At 53.7% G+C, this 16563-nt stretch carries 11 protein-coding genes; 6 read left to right on the top strand and 5 right to left on the bottom strand.

All coding sequences use genetic code 11. The features are described 5' to 3' along the window. Positions 1-8 precede the first annotated feature (8 nt). The 4 genes from Enr10x_RS09410 to Enr10x_RS09395 form a co-directional block, all read right to left on the bottom strand. Entirely contained in the window at positions 9-2795 is a 2787-nt protein-coding gene (locus Enr10x_RS09410) for a DUF11 domain-containing protein (RefSeq protein ID WP_145448859.1), read from the bottom strand. Positions 2796-3066: 271 nt separating this feature from the next. Continuing rightward, positions 3067-3996 (bottom strand): DNA integrity scanning protein DisA nucleotide-binding domain protein, encoded by a 930-nt coding sequence (locus Enr10x_RS09405; RefSeq protein WP_145108703.1) that lies wholly within the window; start codon positions 3994-3996, stop codon positions 3067-3069. 360 nt (positions 3997-4356) lie between these two features. After that, entirely contained in the window at positions 4357-5298 is a 942-nt protein-coding gene (locus Enr10x_RS09400) for a DUF6263 family protein (RefSeq protein WP_145448858.1), read from the bottom strand. A gap of 122 nt (positions 5299-5420) precedes the next feature. Then, positions 5421-6281, bottom strand: a complete 861-nt coding sequence (locus tag Enr10x_RS09395; RefSeq protein WP_145448857.1) for an NAD(+)/NADH kinase — start codon at positions 6279-6281, stop codon at positions 5421-5423. A 208-nt stretch (positions 6282-6489) separates the two neighbouring features. Between Enr10x_RS09395 and Enr10x_RS09390 the strand changes: the two genes are divergently transcribed. Both Enr10x_RS09390 and Enr10x_RS09385 read left to right on the top strand, forming a co-directional pair. Next, positions 6490-7143, top strand: coding sequence for a hypothetical protein (locus Enr10x_RS09390; RefSeq protein WP_145448856.1), 654 nt, complete (start codon positions 6490-6492; stop codon positions 7141-7143). Positions 7144-7169: 26 nt separating this feature from the next. Beyond that, on the top strand, positions 7170-8012 hold the full coding sequence (locus Enr10x_RS09385; RefSeq protein WP_145108716.1) for a sugar phosphate isomerase/epimerase family protein: 843 nt from the start codon (positions 7170-7172) through the stop codon (positions 8010-8012). Positions 8013-8467: 455 nt separating this feature from the next. On the opposite strand, the gene Enr10x_RS09380 is transcribed toward Enr10x_RS09385, so the two are convergent. Beyond that, positions 8468-9679 carry an IS4 family transposase gene (locus Enr10x_RS09380; protein WP_145104144.1) on the bottom strand — a complete coding sequence of 404 codons (1212 nt, stop codon included), beginning with the start codon at positions 9677-9679 and terminating at the stop codon, positions 8468-8470. Positions 9680-10436: 757 nt separating this feature from the next. On the opposite strand from Enr10x_RS09380, the gene Enr10x_RS09375 reads away from it, so the two are divergent. The 4 genes from Enr10x_RS09375 (at position 10437) to Enr10x_RS09360 (ending at position 16557) form a co-directional block, all read left to right on the top strand. Then, positions 10437-10829, top strand: coding sequence for a hypothetical protein (locus Enr10x_RS09375; protein WP_145448855.1), 393 nt, complete (start codon positions 10437-10439; stop codon positions 10827-10829). Between the two features lie 155 nt (positions 10830-10984). Further along, positions 10985-12190, top strand: coding sequence for an efflux RND transporter periplasmic adaptor subunit (locus Enr10x_RS09370; RefSeq protein WP_145448854.1), 1206 nt, complete (start codon positions 10985-10987; stop codon positions 12188-12190). 1 nt (position 12191) lies between these two features. Further along, on the top strand, positions 12192-15281 hold the full coding sequence (locus Enr10x_RS09365; protein ID WP_197996554.1) for an efflux RND transporter permease subunit: 3090 nt from the start codon (positions 12192-12194) through the stop codon (positions 15279-15281). A 163-nt stretch (positions 15282-15444) separates the two neighbouring features. Beyond that, complete coding sequence (locus Enr10x_RS09360) at positions 15445-16557, top strand: C45 family autoproteolytic acyltransferase/hydolase (RefSeq protein WP_145108728.1); 1113 nt, start codon at positions 15445-15447, stop codon at positions 16555-16557. The last annotated feature ends 6 nt before the right edge of the window (positions 16558-16563 follow it).

Genomic DNA, 16563 nt, shown 5'->3' with positions numbered 1-16563 from the left:
GCACTTTTTTATTGCAGTTTATCCAGAATCGGAATCGCTTCCTCCTGGTTGAGCGGTTTTTCCATCTGCTGAGACTGCACCGTAACCAGCACTCGTGCGTCCCCTTTATTCCTGGCCGCCAGTGTCAGTTCGAAATCGAGTGACTGCTGGGGAGCCAGGACCTGGGCGCTCTCGAAGATCACGAACGAACCGGCCTGCTTGTAACGGGCAGGGCCTTTTGCAGAGACAAACACCATTTCCTGCGGGATCTTCACGCGGAACTCAACGTTGTTGGCCGGGGCGCTACCCTGGTTGACCAGCTGGACCTGCAGCGACATTTTTTCGCCGACTTCCAGCGGACCTTTGAGCTCGCTCGTTTCCACTTTCAACAGCGGCTGGCCAATCACATTCACTTCTGACTGCAGATTGGCCGAGAACTTACTGTTATTGCCGGTTACGACCTGGACCGTGCTGACTTTTTTGCCGACCTCGGTCGGTTCCAGTTCGATCGACAAGACCTGCTGCATGCCCCCTGCCAGTTCAGCGATGTCCCATTGCACCACTCTGCGGACGGTATCGAACTGACCTTTGCCTGAAGCGGAAATGAATTTCATTCCAGGGGGAACTGATTCGAAGATCGAAATGTTTTTAATCGCCTGTTCGGTGTTATTGGCGATCGTGTTTTCATAGACGCCGGCCCGACCCAGGTAGCGGTTTTTCGGTCCCTTGCGGGTAATCAGGAACTCTTCACTGTTACCGATCACTTTCAGCGGAACGGTCGTCTCCGCTTTCAAATTGCCATCGCCGACCACACTGGAAACATTTTTCCCCGCCCCCGGTTTGACCGCTTTCAACTGTAACTGGACTTCTCTGGTTTCACCTGCAGGAATCACGCCTACATGGTATTCCAGATCGTCTCCTCCCGGATGCGAAAACTGGGGTGGAATGATGCTGCGGACATACACATTTTTCGCGTCACCCGAACCGGTATTGGTAATCGTATAATTCACGACGGTAACCTCTCCCGGTTTGACTGCCGATGGCTGATCGGATTTGATACTCAACTGCGGAGACGTGATTTTCGTTTCCGAGGCGACTTCGGTGACGAAATTAACCGTCGCCACACTGCCGATCTGTCCCGGTTTTTCCGGAATCACGCGGATGGAAATTTTCTTCTCTTCACCGGGGCCCATCGCTCCCAGCCGCCAGATGATGCGATCGTTGATCTGCTCTGCCCGCGGGATGGTTCCGGTCAGTTTCGCACCCGACGGAATCCGGTCTTCCACGACCACTTCGCGTGCGGATGTTGTACCGCTGTTTTTAACCAGCACATGATAGATGAAAGGCTGTCCCAGAACCGCTTCCGGCGGCGCGATTTTCTGAATCGTCATTTTGGGGGACTGAACCTTCTGCTGCATGTTGAGTCTGGCCGGTTCGCCCGTTTCAGGCTGGCTACCTTCGACCAGATTTAATGGCTTTGGCTCAGTCGCGGGAGTAATCGCAATCGGTTGCGGAGCGGCAGGCTCCATCTTGTCAGCAGTTTTCCCTTCGGGGGCAAACAGTGACGGTTCACTTGGATTGTCTTCCGGCTGGCGTTTTTTGATCACGACTACATCCGGGTCTGCCTGCTCCTTGCTGGCAGGTCTCACCGGCTGCTCAGAAGTTTCAGCCGGTGTTGTCGGTGAGGGATTGATGCTGAAGGTCGGCTCTGCTGGAGCAGGCGTTTTCTTCGGTCGTAGTTCAAACTCGGATGGAGTGTTCTCTTCCTTTGCCGATTTCAGTTCCGGTTGAGGTGCCGGGGCCTTCAACTGAGGCTCGTTAGAGAACGGATTGAATTCCGGTTCCACCTTTGGTGCTGCTGGTGTTACGGCTGGTGCTGCCGGTTGGGGAGCGGCTTTCTTCTCCTCAGGAGTTGTCATGAAGGGGTTCGCATCGACGGCAGGCGTTTCTGGAACCGGTTCCGGTTTTAATTCAAAGGGAGGTTCGCCGGTCTCCAGTTTTGCAGCGGGAGAGGATTCCTCTGGAAAGGGATTCTCTTTCGCGGCTGGCTCCGGTTCAGGCCCCAGGTTGAACGGTTCGGGTTCCGGCTCCGCTTTGGCTGGCGCGGGAGTTTTTGCCGGCTTGGTCTCTGACGGCTGCGATGCAAACGGATTGGAAGAGTCCAGTTCCGTCACCAGGGTTTCCCGCGGGGGAACTTCAGTTTTCGGGCCCTTTGAATCAGCGGTTGCCGGAGCAGCCATGGCTGGGCCAAATTGAGGCCCCGCATCAAAAGCGGGCTCTGCAACCGTTTCTGTAGCCTTCTTTTCAGCGGGAGCGGCTGGCTCTGGCTGGGGAGTCCTCTTAAACGGATTTTCGCTCAGCGCGGGAGTCGCCATTTTCGGAGTTTCACGGAAGTCGAGTCCCTTGCCGGCGGGGACCAGTTCTGCCTGGTTATCCGGTTCGAATTCGCTGGGCGGTTCCTGTTGTGCTTCGAAGACAGCATCTTCGCTGCCGGAAGTCAGTTTGATTTTCTGCTGCTCCGATTTTCTATTGGGAGCAAAGGGGAGCTCAGGCTGCTTGGTCTCTTCCGCCTTCAATGGATGAGCATTTTTCGCTGCCAGCTCGGAGAGTTCAGCCGGAACCTGATCGGAAGGGATCGTTCCGGACTCAGGTGTCGCTTCTGTGACAGAGGCATTATCGCCTTCCAGAGCAACATACTGATCGACCTCGTTCTGGTTGCTGGTCGATTGAATGCCTTTTTGAGCCTGAAGAAACATCAGTACGCCGAGACCAATGACTCCGGTCACGGCGACGAGTTTGATCGCTACATTCGACATGGGACTCCCTTCCCGCTGAAGAAGCTCTTAAATGAAACAGATTTGACTCATCACGATCGTCAGATGATGTGAATCTGTCCGGATCTTTGAGAATTAATTTCTCGATTACAACATGGTTTTGTGGCTGTGAAATGTCACTCACACCACATGTTGCGGGGAATTCATAGCAAAAATTACAATTTGAGGGAAGAGAATATTCGAGAAAATTTACGTATCTGCTTGCAAAAAGGCACGATACAGCGGTGATACCAGAGCACGAAAATCTGGAAAATTACTCGGATTGCGGTGGTTCGGTATCGAAATCGAACCATTTCATGGCACTGCTCATCGGTTCAATTCGCAGTACGACATAGCCGTCCTGAAAGATGCGAACCGTCCCTGTCGACTCGGAAACCGCAATCGCAATCGCACCTGTTTCCTTGGAAATGGCAGCAGCTGCCCAGTGCCGGGCTCCCAGACCTTTAGAAAGCGTCAGCCCTTCTGCCGAGGCATTCAGAATCCTCCCTGCCGACTGCACCACGCCCTCGGAACTGATGATGAACGCCCCGTCGATCTGAGCCAGCTCTTTCATGCTCTCCTTGACGCGCGGGTTATTGACCATGCGGTCTTTCTGCGAATAACCCTTGAACGGATCGTGGACCTGCTCGTGCGAAAGTGACAGGACTTTACGGTGATTTCCCACGACAAACAGAGCTCCGACCGGCTTGCCTTCTCGGCCTTCACGTCCGATCTCCACAGCCAGGTCGACGACGGCTCGTAAGGTCTGCAGGGGAACTTTGGTCTCCAGACGCTGCAGATCACGTGAGGTCAACTTCGCCAGGTGGTCTGCCAGGCTGACGATGCTCAGTGAGTCGGCATGTTCCCGCTCAAAGCCGGCATATAAGGCGATGATGCGATCACCCGAGGCCAGAATTTCATCGGCAATCGCTTCCAGGATCGCCTGGCTGATCTGCACCTGGCGCGTCTGGGGCTCATGAATCAGGGGAACCAGTGCGATTCCATCTTCCTGGGCGGCCCGCTGCACATCAGGTTTGTCGGAAGAAACGACCAGCCGTAATTTACCGAGCGATTTGCTGATCTCCTGAAAATCGTACGGGATATCTGCTAACAGGAAGACGACATCGATCTCACAATCACTGGCTAAGCGCTTGGCTGCTTTCAGTAAGCTGGTTAATTGTGGGGATAGGTCAACCCGTTTCATTTCCGGTCTCGATAGAAGCAGTGGCAGTGAATACTCTGGGTAAATCGCGATCGTGCCGTTTCAGGTACACAGCCATGAACTCAGCAGGGACTGCAGCATCGACTACACGAGGAGAGCAGGAAATAATGAGTGTTCAGTTTCTGTTCACATCGGTGTGGTAAGGCCAACAGGCTACGCGAAGTGGATGACTGCAAGAGGTTGCATACCTTAGCGGCGAATTCTAAGTGTAAAATAATTGCAGTCAGCGTCAACACATAAGTGCTTGTCTCCCTTCAAAAAAAGTGAGACAAACACTGACAGGGAAGCGTCTCTGCTGGATCTGCTCCCGGAGACGCACTTGCATTAACGTCTGTTTATGAATTACTGGGAATCAGTCGCCTGCTCTTTCTGGGCAACCTCGGTTGGATCGACGAGTGTTTCCACTCGGGTGGTAACAGCCCGCATCGCCCCTTTGCCATCGAATACACCCACCTGGGCCTTATCGAGTGAAACATCCTGCGAGATGAGAATTCCCCGCTCCAGGTCCAGCTTGATAGTGCCGGACGGGGTTTTCTGAATCAGCTGCATGCTCAGTTTCGGGTCGTTTAACCGCGTCATGATCTTGGTTTTGAAGGTAATCACGGCGGTGCCGTCTTCGACCGCATCCAGCGTAAAGGTCCTGCGTACAGGCACTTTTTTGCGGAGTGTTTTACTGAGAGCCACTTCGACATCCAGGTCGTCGTTCCAACTGTCCCCGATTTTGACATCCTCTTCGGGAAGAGGAATCAGAAAACCCAGGCGACGTTTCTGTTCCTGATCAATTTTACCAGGAGCCTTGGCTTCCTCAAATTTGGCGCCATCCTGACCAATATTCAATTCCAGGATCTTGATCACCTTACCCACAGGGGAGTAGACCACCCGCGTCGGTTTACTGATGTTGGCACGGATCGGCTTAAACTGCTCCAGGTCTTTTTCCGGGGGTTGTTCGCTGTCGAAAGTCGCGGGAGTCGCGTTGTCAAACTGCACGCTCATTTTGACGCGGTCAATCCGGGTCTCTAGGGTCCCATTTCCCTCTTCGTTCACGGAAATCACGCGGTAATGTTTTAACGTGTTGGAAGCATTAGCAGAAGTCTGCTTGTTCTGGTTGAGCTGGACCGTAATCTGGTTCGTGGATTCTACAGAGTAATGTACGAACTCATTGGGAGTGAATTTGTAGCGGAGCGAGTAGCTTTTTGCTTCTTCTTCGGCTGCAGAAGTGACAGACAGTGGTGCTGAAAACTGGCTCAGCATGAGGGTCAGTAGACAGAACACAATGGACCGCATCAGGGACTCCTTCCCGGAAAAGTTGGTGGTTTATCCATAAACTGCGGTGAGGATAGCAGATCTGATTCTTTGTGGGGAGGGCATTTTGGAGGCCGCACAGCAGTTTTTTCAGGCCACAGGTGCTATTCTGCACCGTACTTGGGCTGGCCTCCCCAGCCCAGTTTCCGATTCAGGCGGGTATAGTAGTTAAATCCGGGAATCCGGGCCAGTTTGAAGGTCACCGGGGCTTTCTTCAGTTCCAGGCGATCGCCGGAAGAATAAGGGACCTTGATCTGGCCGTCGATTACCAGCATCGCCCCCTCCGGAACATTGGGGGCGGACAGAGAATACAGGGCGTTGGCATTGTCGACCAGCGGCCGATTGGTCGGCGTGTGCGGGCAGATCGGCGTGATTACGAACGCCTGCAGGTCCTGTTTCAGGATCGGCCCCCCCGCGGAAAGGCTGTGCGCCGTCGAGCCGACGGGCGTACTGATGATCAGACCGTCGCCACTGTAAGTCGTGACCAGTTCGTCATTGACCGTCAGCTCGACATCGATCATCGCCATCGCACCCGCAGAACTGATGACAACTTCGTTGAGCCCCAGGTAAGTAGTGACGGTTCCATCCGCCCGAAAATGTTTGCACTCAAACATCAGATGCTCGACGATCCGGTATTTCCGCTCCGCGATCTGGGCAAAGTTTTTACAGAATCCCTCGGGAGTCAGGTCGGCCAGAAAACCCAGTCGCCCCAGATTGACGCCAATCATCGGCAGCTGATTGAGGCCCATCTGACGACAGGCGCGCAGGATCGCACCATCTCCCCCGAGCACGACCACCAGATCCGCTTCGGAATCATCGGGCGCAAAGTCTTCGATCACGGAAACCGTAGAGACATAAACCGAAGACTGCGATTGCAAATATTCGTGAATCTGATCCCAGGCCGACTGTATATGCTCACTTTGATCCCGCAGGAGAAACATCAGGTTAAGAGGAGATTCAGACATGGTTTTCTTTCGGCACAGATTCAACGGTTAACAGACTCAGCAGCGTGTCAGGCATTATACGCTTCCCTCAGCTGGTATCCAATGTCACACCTCAAATCCCGGTGCAGGTTATCGGTAATTCTCCCGCAGCAACTGTGATTCTTTCAGCCAATCCGCTACGATTGAAGAATCAAACCGATCAGAGACAGTTACTGAATATAAAAGTCTTATGAATTACTTTGCTCATGGAATGCGATTTGTCGATCGCCCTTATTTTCTGGCAGGGACCGCCCTGCCAGACCTCCTCTCCGTGGTCGATCGACGCGTCCGCCTGCGCATGAAAAATGTGGCTCCCTTTGTCGAAGAAGAAGATCAAATTCAGGCCGAGATCGCCTGTGGTATCAAACAGCATCTCGACGACGATCACTGGTTTCACTCCACGCAGGGATTTCTGGAAATCAGCACCGATCTCTCGCTTCTCTTTCGCGACCTGTTCAAACATGACGAGACCGCTCGCGTCGGCTTTCTGGGGCACATCACCACCGAACTCCTGCTGGACGCCGTACTCATCGATCAGAACCCCGGACTGATCGACCGCTATTACGACGCCTTTCAGGAGATTGATCCTCTCCAGACCCAGCAGGCGACGAATCGCATGACGACGCGGGAAACCGATCAACTGAGGGCCTGGCTGGTGCTGTTCCATAAAGAAGGATTCCTAAGAGATTATCCAGATCCACAAAGAATGCACTTACGCTTGAATCAGGTCATGAAACGGGTCAAACTACAACCGTTACCGGAAGGTACAATCTCAGTTCTCAAAACAGGTCGGCAAATCGTAGAAAAGCGTCTCGACGATTTATTACCGCCTGAGCATTTTTAATCTCAATTGATTGAAAGATAACAACAATGAAGTACGGCTTAAACATGCTGCTGTGGACCTCCGATGTGAATGAGTCCCATTTCGGTCTGCTCGAGCAGATCAAAGGCTGGGGCTACGATGGCGTCGAACTGCCTGTCTTTGAGGCGGACGAAAAGAAATTTGCTCAGGTCGGAAACAAACTGGAAGAACTCGGACTGGGACGCACTGCCGTCACCGTCTGTACGCCGGATGAAAACCCGATCTCCAGCGATCCTGCTATCCGTGAAGCCGGCCTGAATCGTCTCAAACGCATGATCGATATGTGTGCCGCCTCCGGAGCCACTCACCTGTGTGGCCCCATTCACTCCGCGCTCGGTGAATTCTCCGGCTCCGGTCGGACCGCTGACGAATGGAAGTACGGCCAGGAGATCCTCGCCAAAGCAGCCGACTACGCTCAGGCCAACAACGTGATCCTGGTCTGTGAATACCTGAACCGCTTCGAATGCTATTTCCTCAATACAGCGGAAGACTGTTCTCAGTTCACCCGTGAAGTGAATCACCCGAACCTGAAAATGATGTACGATTCCTTCCATGCCAATATCGAAGAGAAAAGCATCACCGACGCGGTCAAAGTCTGTGCCGACCAGATGGTGCACGTGCACATCTCCGAAAACGATCGCTCCACTCCCGGCGAGGGGGGCGTCAACTGGGATGAAACTTTCGCCGCGCTCAAAGAAATCAACTACGACGGCTGGTTCACCATCGAAGCCTTCGGCCTGGCCCTGCCCGACCTGGCCGCAGCCACCCGCATCTGGCGTAAGATGTTCCCCAGCGAAGAGCATCTGGCCACCAAAGGACTCGAATTCATGAAGTCCCGCTGGGAAGGCTGATTCCTCCCCGGAACAGATTTCACAGGGAGTGAACCTCATCCGCGAGGTTCACTCCCTTTTTTTACCTGTATCAATATCAGCAGCATTTCGCTTACCTTTCTCCGATTTTGATATTCAATTCTCCTGCTCTCAAGATCCTCTTCATAGATAACCCCGAATGCAATTCGGGGTGAGTGCAGCGAACAGGAATCCGTCAGAGCAACGTTTCAAATGTCCCCAAACAGCCCTACCCTCTGAGCGGCCGGGTGCCACTGTCGGCTGGCCCCAATACTGTTCGGCTCACGGTTTGCAGTTGATTGTGGATTGCAGCTTAACTCTTATGAGCTGTATTTTTTAGAAGTTTTGTTTGAAGATCTCATTCAGTCATGGCTCATACACGGCTATGAAATCTTTCGAACAGCGCAGCATGAATCATCTCGTCACCAACAGTCAGCAGTCGGGCGAGGAGTCCTGTGCTATCTGGTTTCGTGGGATTGCAGACGGTTGATGTGGTTGATCAGATCATCCTCATCCGCCAGGCCACTGAAATAGAAACACAGCATTTCATATGTTCGGAGCGTCGGCTTTTTCCCTGTAATCAGACTGATTAACAGACAGGCGATCATCGCGCAATAAGTCTGTATCTGAATTCCCTGCGGGTTCTGACTCAGCAGGTGACGACAGCCAAGTACATGCTTTAAAAAACGAAAGAACAATTCAATTTGCCAGCGGTGCTGATAGATCAGCGCAATGATCTCAGCAGGCACGTCCAGCAGACTGGTTGCCACAACCAGATCCTGGCCTGCCCCCTCCCGTCTCCGTCCTCCCCGTTGGGGATGCGGAGTGACTTTGACAGTAATCCGACGCACCGGATGATCGGGGTGTTCTATTCTCCGAGACTTGGGAGACCCCAGGTGCCCTACCTGATCTTCCAGCACTCCCACTGCCCTGGCCTCTGCGGTTAATTCACGGGATTCCTGTTCCACAAAAATGTGATCACCGCGAATTCGACACACGTAGCTGCTGCCGGCATTCACAATTGCATTAAACAGGGCATATTTTTCATAAGCACGGTCCAGGATGTAGCAACGATCTTTTTCCAGCACGTTAGTCAGCATGGATTTTTCATTACCGTCTTTGCGACCGGTGGCATCTGTCAGATCCATGCGCACGGGGATTCCCCGCAGTATTTCAAAATGAGTATGCAGCTGCCAGCCTTTGTCCTGGCGGGTTGAAAAACAGGCCTGAGTGATCTGTGGCAGTGTTTTGAGGAACGTGCCATCCACGGCAGTCAGCGTCTGAGCCAGATCCTGGAGACGCCGATCCTGCGGCTTCTGGGCAGGCAGTTTTTCAATCAGTTCGCCTACAATTTCCCGCAGCAGTTCAGGGTCAAAGACCCGAACCGCTTCGGAAAGGGATCCCAGAGAAGACCGCGGGCACCCCAGTTTTCGCTGGACTTTTTTGAGCTCACTGGCCTGCTGTAATCCACGTAAAGAAGTCACGATCGGATTGAACAGGTACAGTAACTGCAGTGCGCAATACTGATCATAAAACAGTTGCCGGTTACCGGCTTTGTCACGTTCGGTTCCCTCGGGACGCAGTCGTTTAAACAGCGGGAGCACCCGATCCAGATACTTAAGACCGGTGATGTCACATGCTTCGATGCTATTAGTCTGTTGATTGGCCATGCTGATTCCTGTCGTTATGGCAGTATTCTATACTACCAGACGACAGTGCGCAAATATCGTGCCGAACAGTATTGGGCTGGCCCGACAGTGCCGATCAGAGAACGGTTTCCTACTTCAAACCCACTCCCCGACAGTGCCGCAAGTCTGAACAATTTTGACTTCACATCTCCTCCCTCAACACTGAATAAACTGGACTGGACTCGCACCTGCCCCTGACCAGAATGCCTTGTTCTGCGTCGCGCGCGCGAGCAAACACTACTTTTTCACTGGAGCATTCAGAACCGATGTCACAAACACACTATAAAACCCACTGGTTTCAGCACGATTTGAAAAACAACTACTCATCAATGCAGTCCGTTTCTGGTCAAGTATTTACCGTTTTTTACCGCATAACACCCGCTTAAAACCATTAAAGTCACGATTTAGCACACCGTCCCGCATAACGAATCATGGGATATCAGATGGCAATGAACACGGACGCTCAACAATATGGGGCGCGCAACGCGAGCAGGAAACTGTCAGTGCAATCCCATAAACCAGGTAAACGCTCCCGCTCGAAAAGAATCGCAAATCCCAACCATCATACGCATTGGCTCCAGCAAGGCGAGGTGTATCTCAGGCAGTAAAGTGAGTTCAGCAATCTACGGCTTTGCACATTTCGGACTGGTTCTCTGTTACAAAAGATGTCAGAATCATTTCGTGTACTTCGTGCCTTTCGTGGTTAAAAAATCCGGCAACCAGTCAAACAGGACTGATAATGAAACAGATGATAATAAGCATGCTTGCCATTCTCATCACCTATATTGGGGTTTTTGTTCTGGTTGTGATTGCTGTCACGTATTTAGTCGACAATATCTGGTTGGTTCGGATCTCGATCGGCCTCATGGCTTTTCTGGTTCTATGGGGATTGTTTGTTACTTTAACGTCAATGGGCACGGGACACGTGTTGGACACTCTACTCTCAACTATAATCACTGCAATATTAGTCGTTCTGACTGCTCCTGCGGTAAATTATACAATGAAAAACAGCGAAAATTTAGATGCTGCGCTCAAAGAGAAAGAAAAGTTATATGCTGCGTTCAAAGCGAAAGAAAAAGCAGAAGCAAGAGCAAAGCAGGCGGAACAAGTGCAGCCGGAAGGTTCGAAATAGAGGACGTATAGAGATGTCGGATCTTCCCCTGATTGGCAAGCCTGAAATCGTACGGACCTGCCCATGAGCCCTGAATACTGTGTTTCGGCCCCGATTCCCTGTATGATAAAAGTGATCAAAAGTATGAATTTTATCAGCTGATTGAAGAAACTCGCATGCGAAAGAAACACGTCCTGCTATTTCTGCTCCTCTGCGTTCTGGCTGGCTGTGAGCGCCCGGATGAGGAAGCAGCCGAAGTCGAAGAGCCGCCCGAACAGGCAGCCAGGACTCGGGGAGTCGTGCATCTCGATCAGGATGCGCAGGCTGCAATCGGAATCGTGACTGGTAAGGTCACGACAAGCCCGCAACAGGAGATGTGGGAAAGGTTAGGCTGGCTGGTAGTCCCGCCTGGCCAGCAATCCGTGGTGAAAGCAGCTGCGACCGGGTTTTACCTGCCCGCAATCGGGGAATCAAAAATGACAGTGGGCACGGCTGTCTCGCAGGACGCCCCGCTGGGGTCGCTGCAGATATTTCTCTCACCACAGGAAGCAGCACAATTAGTCGTTGCCAAGGAAGAAGCAGATCTGGTCATGAATCAGGCGCTCGTTTCCCAACGTCTTGCTGAGCAACAACTGGAAAAGCTGGAACGGGGCGGCAGTACTTCGATCGTTGCAGGAAAACGACTCCTGGAGTTGAAAGAGATCATCGAGCGGAACCGGGTCGCGTATAAAGAAGCGCAGGAAAAACTGCCGTTTCTGCCGTCAGAGCCCTATGCCGATTCTTTGAATCTGAAATCGGTTCCGGTGAAATCCCCGCTGACTGGTCTGATTTCCACAATGCATGTCGTCCCTCGCCAACTGGTCGTCCAGGGAGATCCGCTCTGGACGATTGAAGACTGGTCGACGCTGTGGATCAAAGTGCCGATCTTCGAAGGCGATTTACCCGGAATTCCACATGAGAATCCAGCCTATGCAGTCTTACCCGGAACCTTGTCTGTAGAACAGGTCGAGCGGGTGATGCATCCGCAACCTACAGAACCGGGGCGCAGAACCGTCGATATTTATTACCGTCTGAAAAACCCACGCGGTCAACTTCGCCCCGGGCAGTCGCTGCTGATGGAGATCCCGCATGGAAAGACAGAGATGCAGGCCACGATTCCCCGTTCTGCCCTCATCTGGGACGGGATGGGAAATGCCTGGGTGTATCTGCAGATCGATCCGGAGCATTTTCGACGTCAAATGGTCGAAACTGGTCCCGGCGATGCAGAGACCATTTCCATCATGCGTGGGTTGAAACAGGGTGAGACCATCGTGACCAGTGGCGTCCAGTCGCTGTATGGCGAAGAATTCAAAAGCGATCTCCAGGCTGAGGATGACGACTGATATGCTGGACCGCCTGATTCGGTTTTCTCTGGATTTTCGACTGGTCGTGCTGTTGCTCGCAGTGGTGCTGCTCATCGTAGGCGCCGATGCGATCCGCACCGCACCCTGGGATGTCTTTCCCGAATTCGCTCCGCCTCAGATCGTGATCCAGACCGAAGCCCCCGGCCTCTCCACCGAAGAAGTGGAACAGATGGTGACGATCCCTGTGGAGTCGGCCGTTAATGGTGTCAGCCGCATTAAAACGCTCCGCTCTTCATCGGTTCCCGGTCTCTCGGTGGTGAAAGCGATCTTTGAAGAAGGAACCAATATTCTCGACGCGCGACAGCTGGTCAATGAACGGTTGAACGAGGTGGCAACGCAGCTCCCGACCACGGTTGATTCTCCCCGCATGACACCGCTGGCTGCCTCTACAAGTCGCCTGCTGATGATCGGGCTGACCTCCGAAACGGCTTCGCTGATGGAACTGCGGACCATTGCCGACTGGACACTCCGCCGCAGACTGCAGGCCGTCCGCGGCGTCGCTTTTGTAGAAGTCTTCGGGGGCGACGTCAAACAGTATCAGGTCCTGGTCAATCCGCAGCGTCTGCAACGCTATAACGTTTCGCTGGATCAGGTCACCCAGGCGGCACGACAGGCAACCGGGTTCGGAGGAGCCGGTTATGTAGAGACGCCCAACCAGCGACTCTCGATCCAGCAACGGACGCGGATTGAGTCACCGGCCGATCTGGCAGCCGTCCCCGTCCTGCTCGAAAGCGGAGTCCCCATCTCCCTCGGTAATGTTGCTGACGTTACCGTTGGATCAGCCGATAAGCCCGGCGATGCCACGATCAACGGTCAGCCGGGAGTACTGTTGCTCATTCACAAGCAACCCTCTTTCAACACGCTGCAGGTATCAGATGACGTCCAGCAGGCGGTCGCAGAGCTCAGTCAGACCCTGCCGGCAGGAGTCGAACTGCATCCGCTGCTGTTTCGGCAGGCCAGCTTTATCGAGCGGGCGATTGGCAATCTCAGCACGGCGATTCTGATCGGTTGCGGACTGGTGATCCTGATTCTGATCGCCTTTCTGTTTCAATGGCGGACGGTTGTAATCAGTCTGACCGCAATTCCCCTTTCTCTGTTGGGGGCGATTCTCGTGCTACGGGGATGCGGCGCTTCGTTGAATGCCATGACCTTGGGCGGCCTGGCGATTGCCCTGGGCGAGGTGGTAGACGACGCCATCGTCGATGTGGAAAACGTCCTTCGCAGATTGCGGGAAAATGCACAGCAGGCACAGCCGCGCCCCGCCCGGCAGGTTGTGCTGGACGCCTCACTGGAAGTCCGCAGCGCCGTCGTGTATGCCAGTTTTATCGTCGTACTGGTCTTCCTGCCGGTCTTCTTCATGGGAGGTCTGGCCGGTACGTTCTTCCGTCCCTTGGGGCTGGCCTATATTTCTGCGATCCTGGTATCTCTCGGAGTCGCCTTGACGGTCACACCTGCTCTCTGTCTGACATTGCTTCCTCGCACTGCCCGTACGGCGCATCGTGATCCTCTGTTAGTCCGTCTGTTGAGTGCCCTCTATCGCCGCGTATTGCCTCTCTTTCTGAAATTTCGCAAGACAACGGTCTCTGCTACGGCGTTGCTCATGCTGGGGACGCTCGCCACAGTCCCTTATCTGGGAGGAGAATTTCTACCGAATTTTCGTGAATCCAACTTTGTCGTCTTCATGGCAGGAACACCGGAAGAATCACTGCAGGAGTCAGTCCGCGTCGGTCAGCATGTCGCAGACCGCCTGCAGGAAATACCGGGCGTGGCCAGCGTCGCACAGCAGATCGGACGTGCTAATCTGTCCGAAGACACCTGGGGACCCAATATCAGTGAGATCTGGGTCGCCCTCGATGATCAGGCCGATTACGATATGGTGCTTAATCAGATCAGAAACAGTGTAGAAGAGGTGCCGGGACATGTTTTTCAGGTCAAGCAGTTTCTCCGGGAACGCATCGATGAAGTGCTTACCGGCACGACAGCGGATATGGTGATTCAGGTCAACGGTCCGGATCTCAATACCCTCCGCGGTCAGGCAGGTACTATTTTCGCCGCCATCAAACAGATCGAAGGCATCGCAGATTTGCAGATTGAACAACAGGTGGACGTCCCCCAGATTCGTATCCTGTTAAGACCTCAAGACGCGGCACAATACGGTTTTTCTGTCGGGAAACTAAACCAGGATATTCAGACCCTGCTCCGTGGTACCCGCGTGGGGCAGGTCTATGAACAGGATCAGGCATTCGATGTCATGGTCCGTGCTGCGCCGGAAATACGAAGCAGTCCGACCAGCCTGGGACGCTTACTGGTCGACTCACCCGCCAATGAAACAATTCCGCTGGAGGCCGTCGCCAGTATCGCACTGGTGGACGGGCCGAACGCCATCAATCGGGAACAGGCCAGTCGCCGGCTGCTGGTCACCTGCAATGCACACGGCAGAGATGTGACCAGCCTGATGGAGGAGGTTCAGCAGAAACTGCAGCCACTCACAGCAGCCATGCCAGCCGGGTATCACGTCGAATATGGAGGAGAATATACCGCCCGCAGCGCAGCCCGGCAGCAACTGCTGCTGATGAGCAGCGTGGCTCTGGTCGGCATCTTTATCCTGTTGTATCTGGATCTGAAATCGATTCGTCTGGCGACGATGGTCATGCTCAGCGTTCCCCTGGCCTGTGTCGGAGGCATTGCCGGCGTGCTGCTGGCGGGAGGTGATGTCTCTCTCGGATCGCTGGTCGGCTTTGTCACGGTGTTTGGCATCTCCGTCCGGAATGGAATTCTGCTGATCAGTCATTATCAGCATCTGCAGCGGACCGAGGGCCTGCGCCTGAACCGGGAACTGATTTTAAAAGGAGCCTCCGAACGTCTCATCCCGATTCTGATGACCGCGTCCAGCACCGCACTGGCCCTGTTACCCTTAATCCTGTTTGGGAATCTGCCGGGACACGAAATCGAGCACCCGATGGCCATAGTGATTGTGGGAGGCCTGATTTCATCGACGTTCCTGACACTGGTACTACTTCCCGTGCTTTATGAATGGATTGGACGCGCAGACATCAGCGCAAACAGCTGACTTCGATCCGACAGAAGAATATTGCAATCAGCGTAAAACGAGCAATCAGTGATGGTATTGCCCACCAGATTGATTAAAATAACAGATCGAAGCGGGGACCTCTCCGATTCACCCATTTCTGAACTTCATTCTTTTAACTCGCTTTCAAACGGGGAAAACCACCATGCGCCGCTGCTTACTGGTGACCATCGTTCTGGCATTCGCCTGTTTCTGTTTCACTGAGACCCTGTCGGCAGAAGGCTATCTGACCTCTATCGGCACCGGCTCCGATCGCATCCCGGTAGTGGTCGTCAAAGGCACCCCTTATGAAATGGGGAAGCAACAGGGAAAACTGATCCGCACAGAAGCGACGGAAATGATCCTCTCCCTGATGAAGAAAGTGCAGGCGGCAGGACCCGAACGCGCCTCGGATGCCAGTCTGGATGCTGCCTGGAATGCCATCGCACCGCATACCGACCCCCGGTTTAAAGAGGAACTCCGCGGCTTCGCGGAAGGATCGGGGATCGATTTAAAAACGCTGCAGCGGGCGCATGCCCTGCCCGTCGTCATGGATTATTCCTGCAGCAGTATCGCCGCCTGGGGATCTGCAACGAAGGACGGCCATCTCTATCAGACGCGCAATCTCGACTGGACCATGAATCTGGGCGTGCAGGATTATCCCTGCATCACGGTTTACATTCCCAAACAGGGCACGCCCCATGTGAATATCACCTTCGCCGGCTTCATCGGTGCCAATACCGGTATGAATGCAAAAGGCATCGTGCTCTCGGAAATGGGCGATTCCCCCGGCAAGGACTATCCCTTCGACATGAACGGCGTCCATTTCACGACGCTGTTTCGCGAGGTCATGTACGATGCGCAGAACCTCGATCAGGCCATTGACCAGTTCCAGCAGGCGAAGCGGATCAAAAAATATCACTACGTGGTCGGCGACGGAACCAGCGGGCGTGCCGTTAAGATGCTGGCCCACGCCCCCGATCTCGTGATCTGGAAAGACAACGATCCCAGCGATGAACTCGCCCCGGCTGTGATGAAAGACCTCGTCTATCAGGACGAAGGTCGCGGCGCGTTTCAGCCGCTGCAGAAAGTGTACGGCAAGATCGGCGCGCATGAAATGCGGGATATCGCCTGCCAGATTCCCATCAAGGGGGGGAATATACTGGATGTCATCTACGACGCCACCGCACTGGAATTCTGGGTCTCCTACGCCGAGAAGCAGGACGAAGCCTACAAACGCCCCTTCGTCCATTTCAAACTGAAAGACTACCTCAAGTAGGCTGCA

The organism is Gimesia panareensis (assembly GCF_007748155.1).
In the GTDB taxonomy this organism is placed as follows: Bacteria; Planctomycetota; Planctomycetia; order Planctomycetales; family Planctomycetaceae; genus Gimesia; species Gimesia panareensis.
The sequence above is the reverse complement of the archived record's forward strand: the minus strand, read 5'-3'. Positions and strand labels throughout refer to the sequence as shown.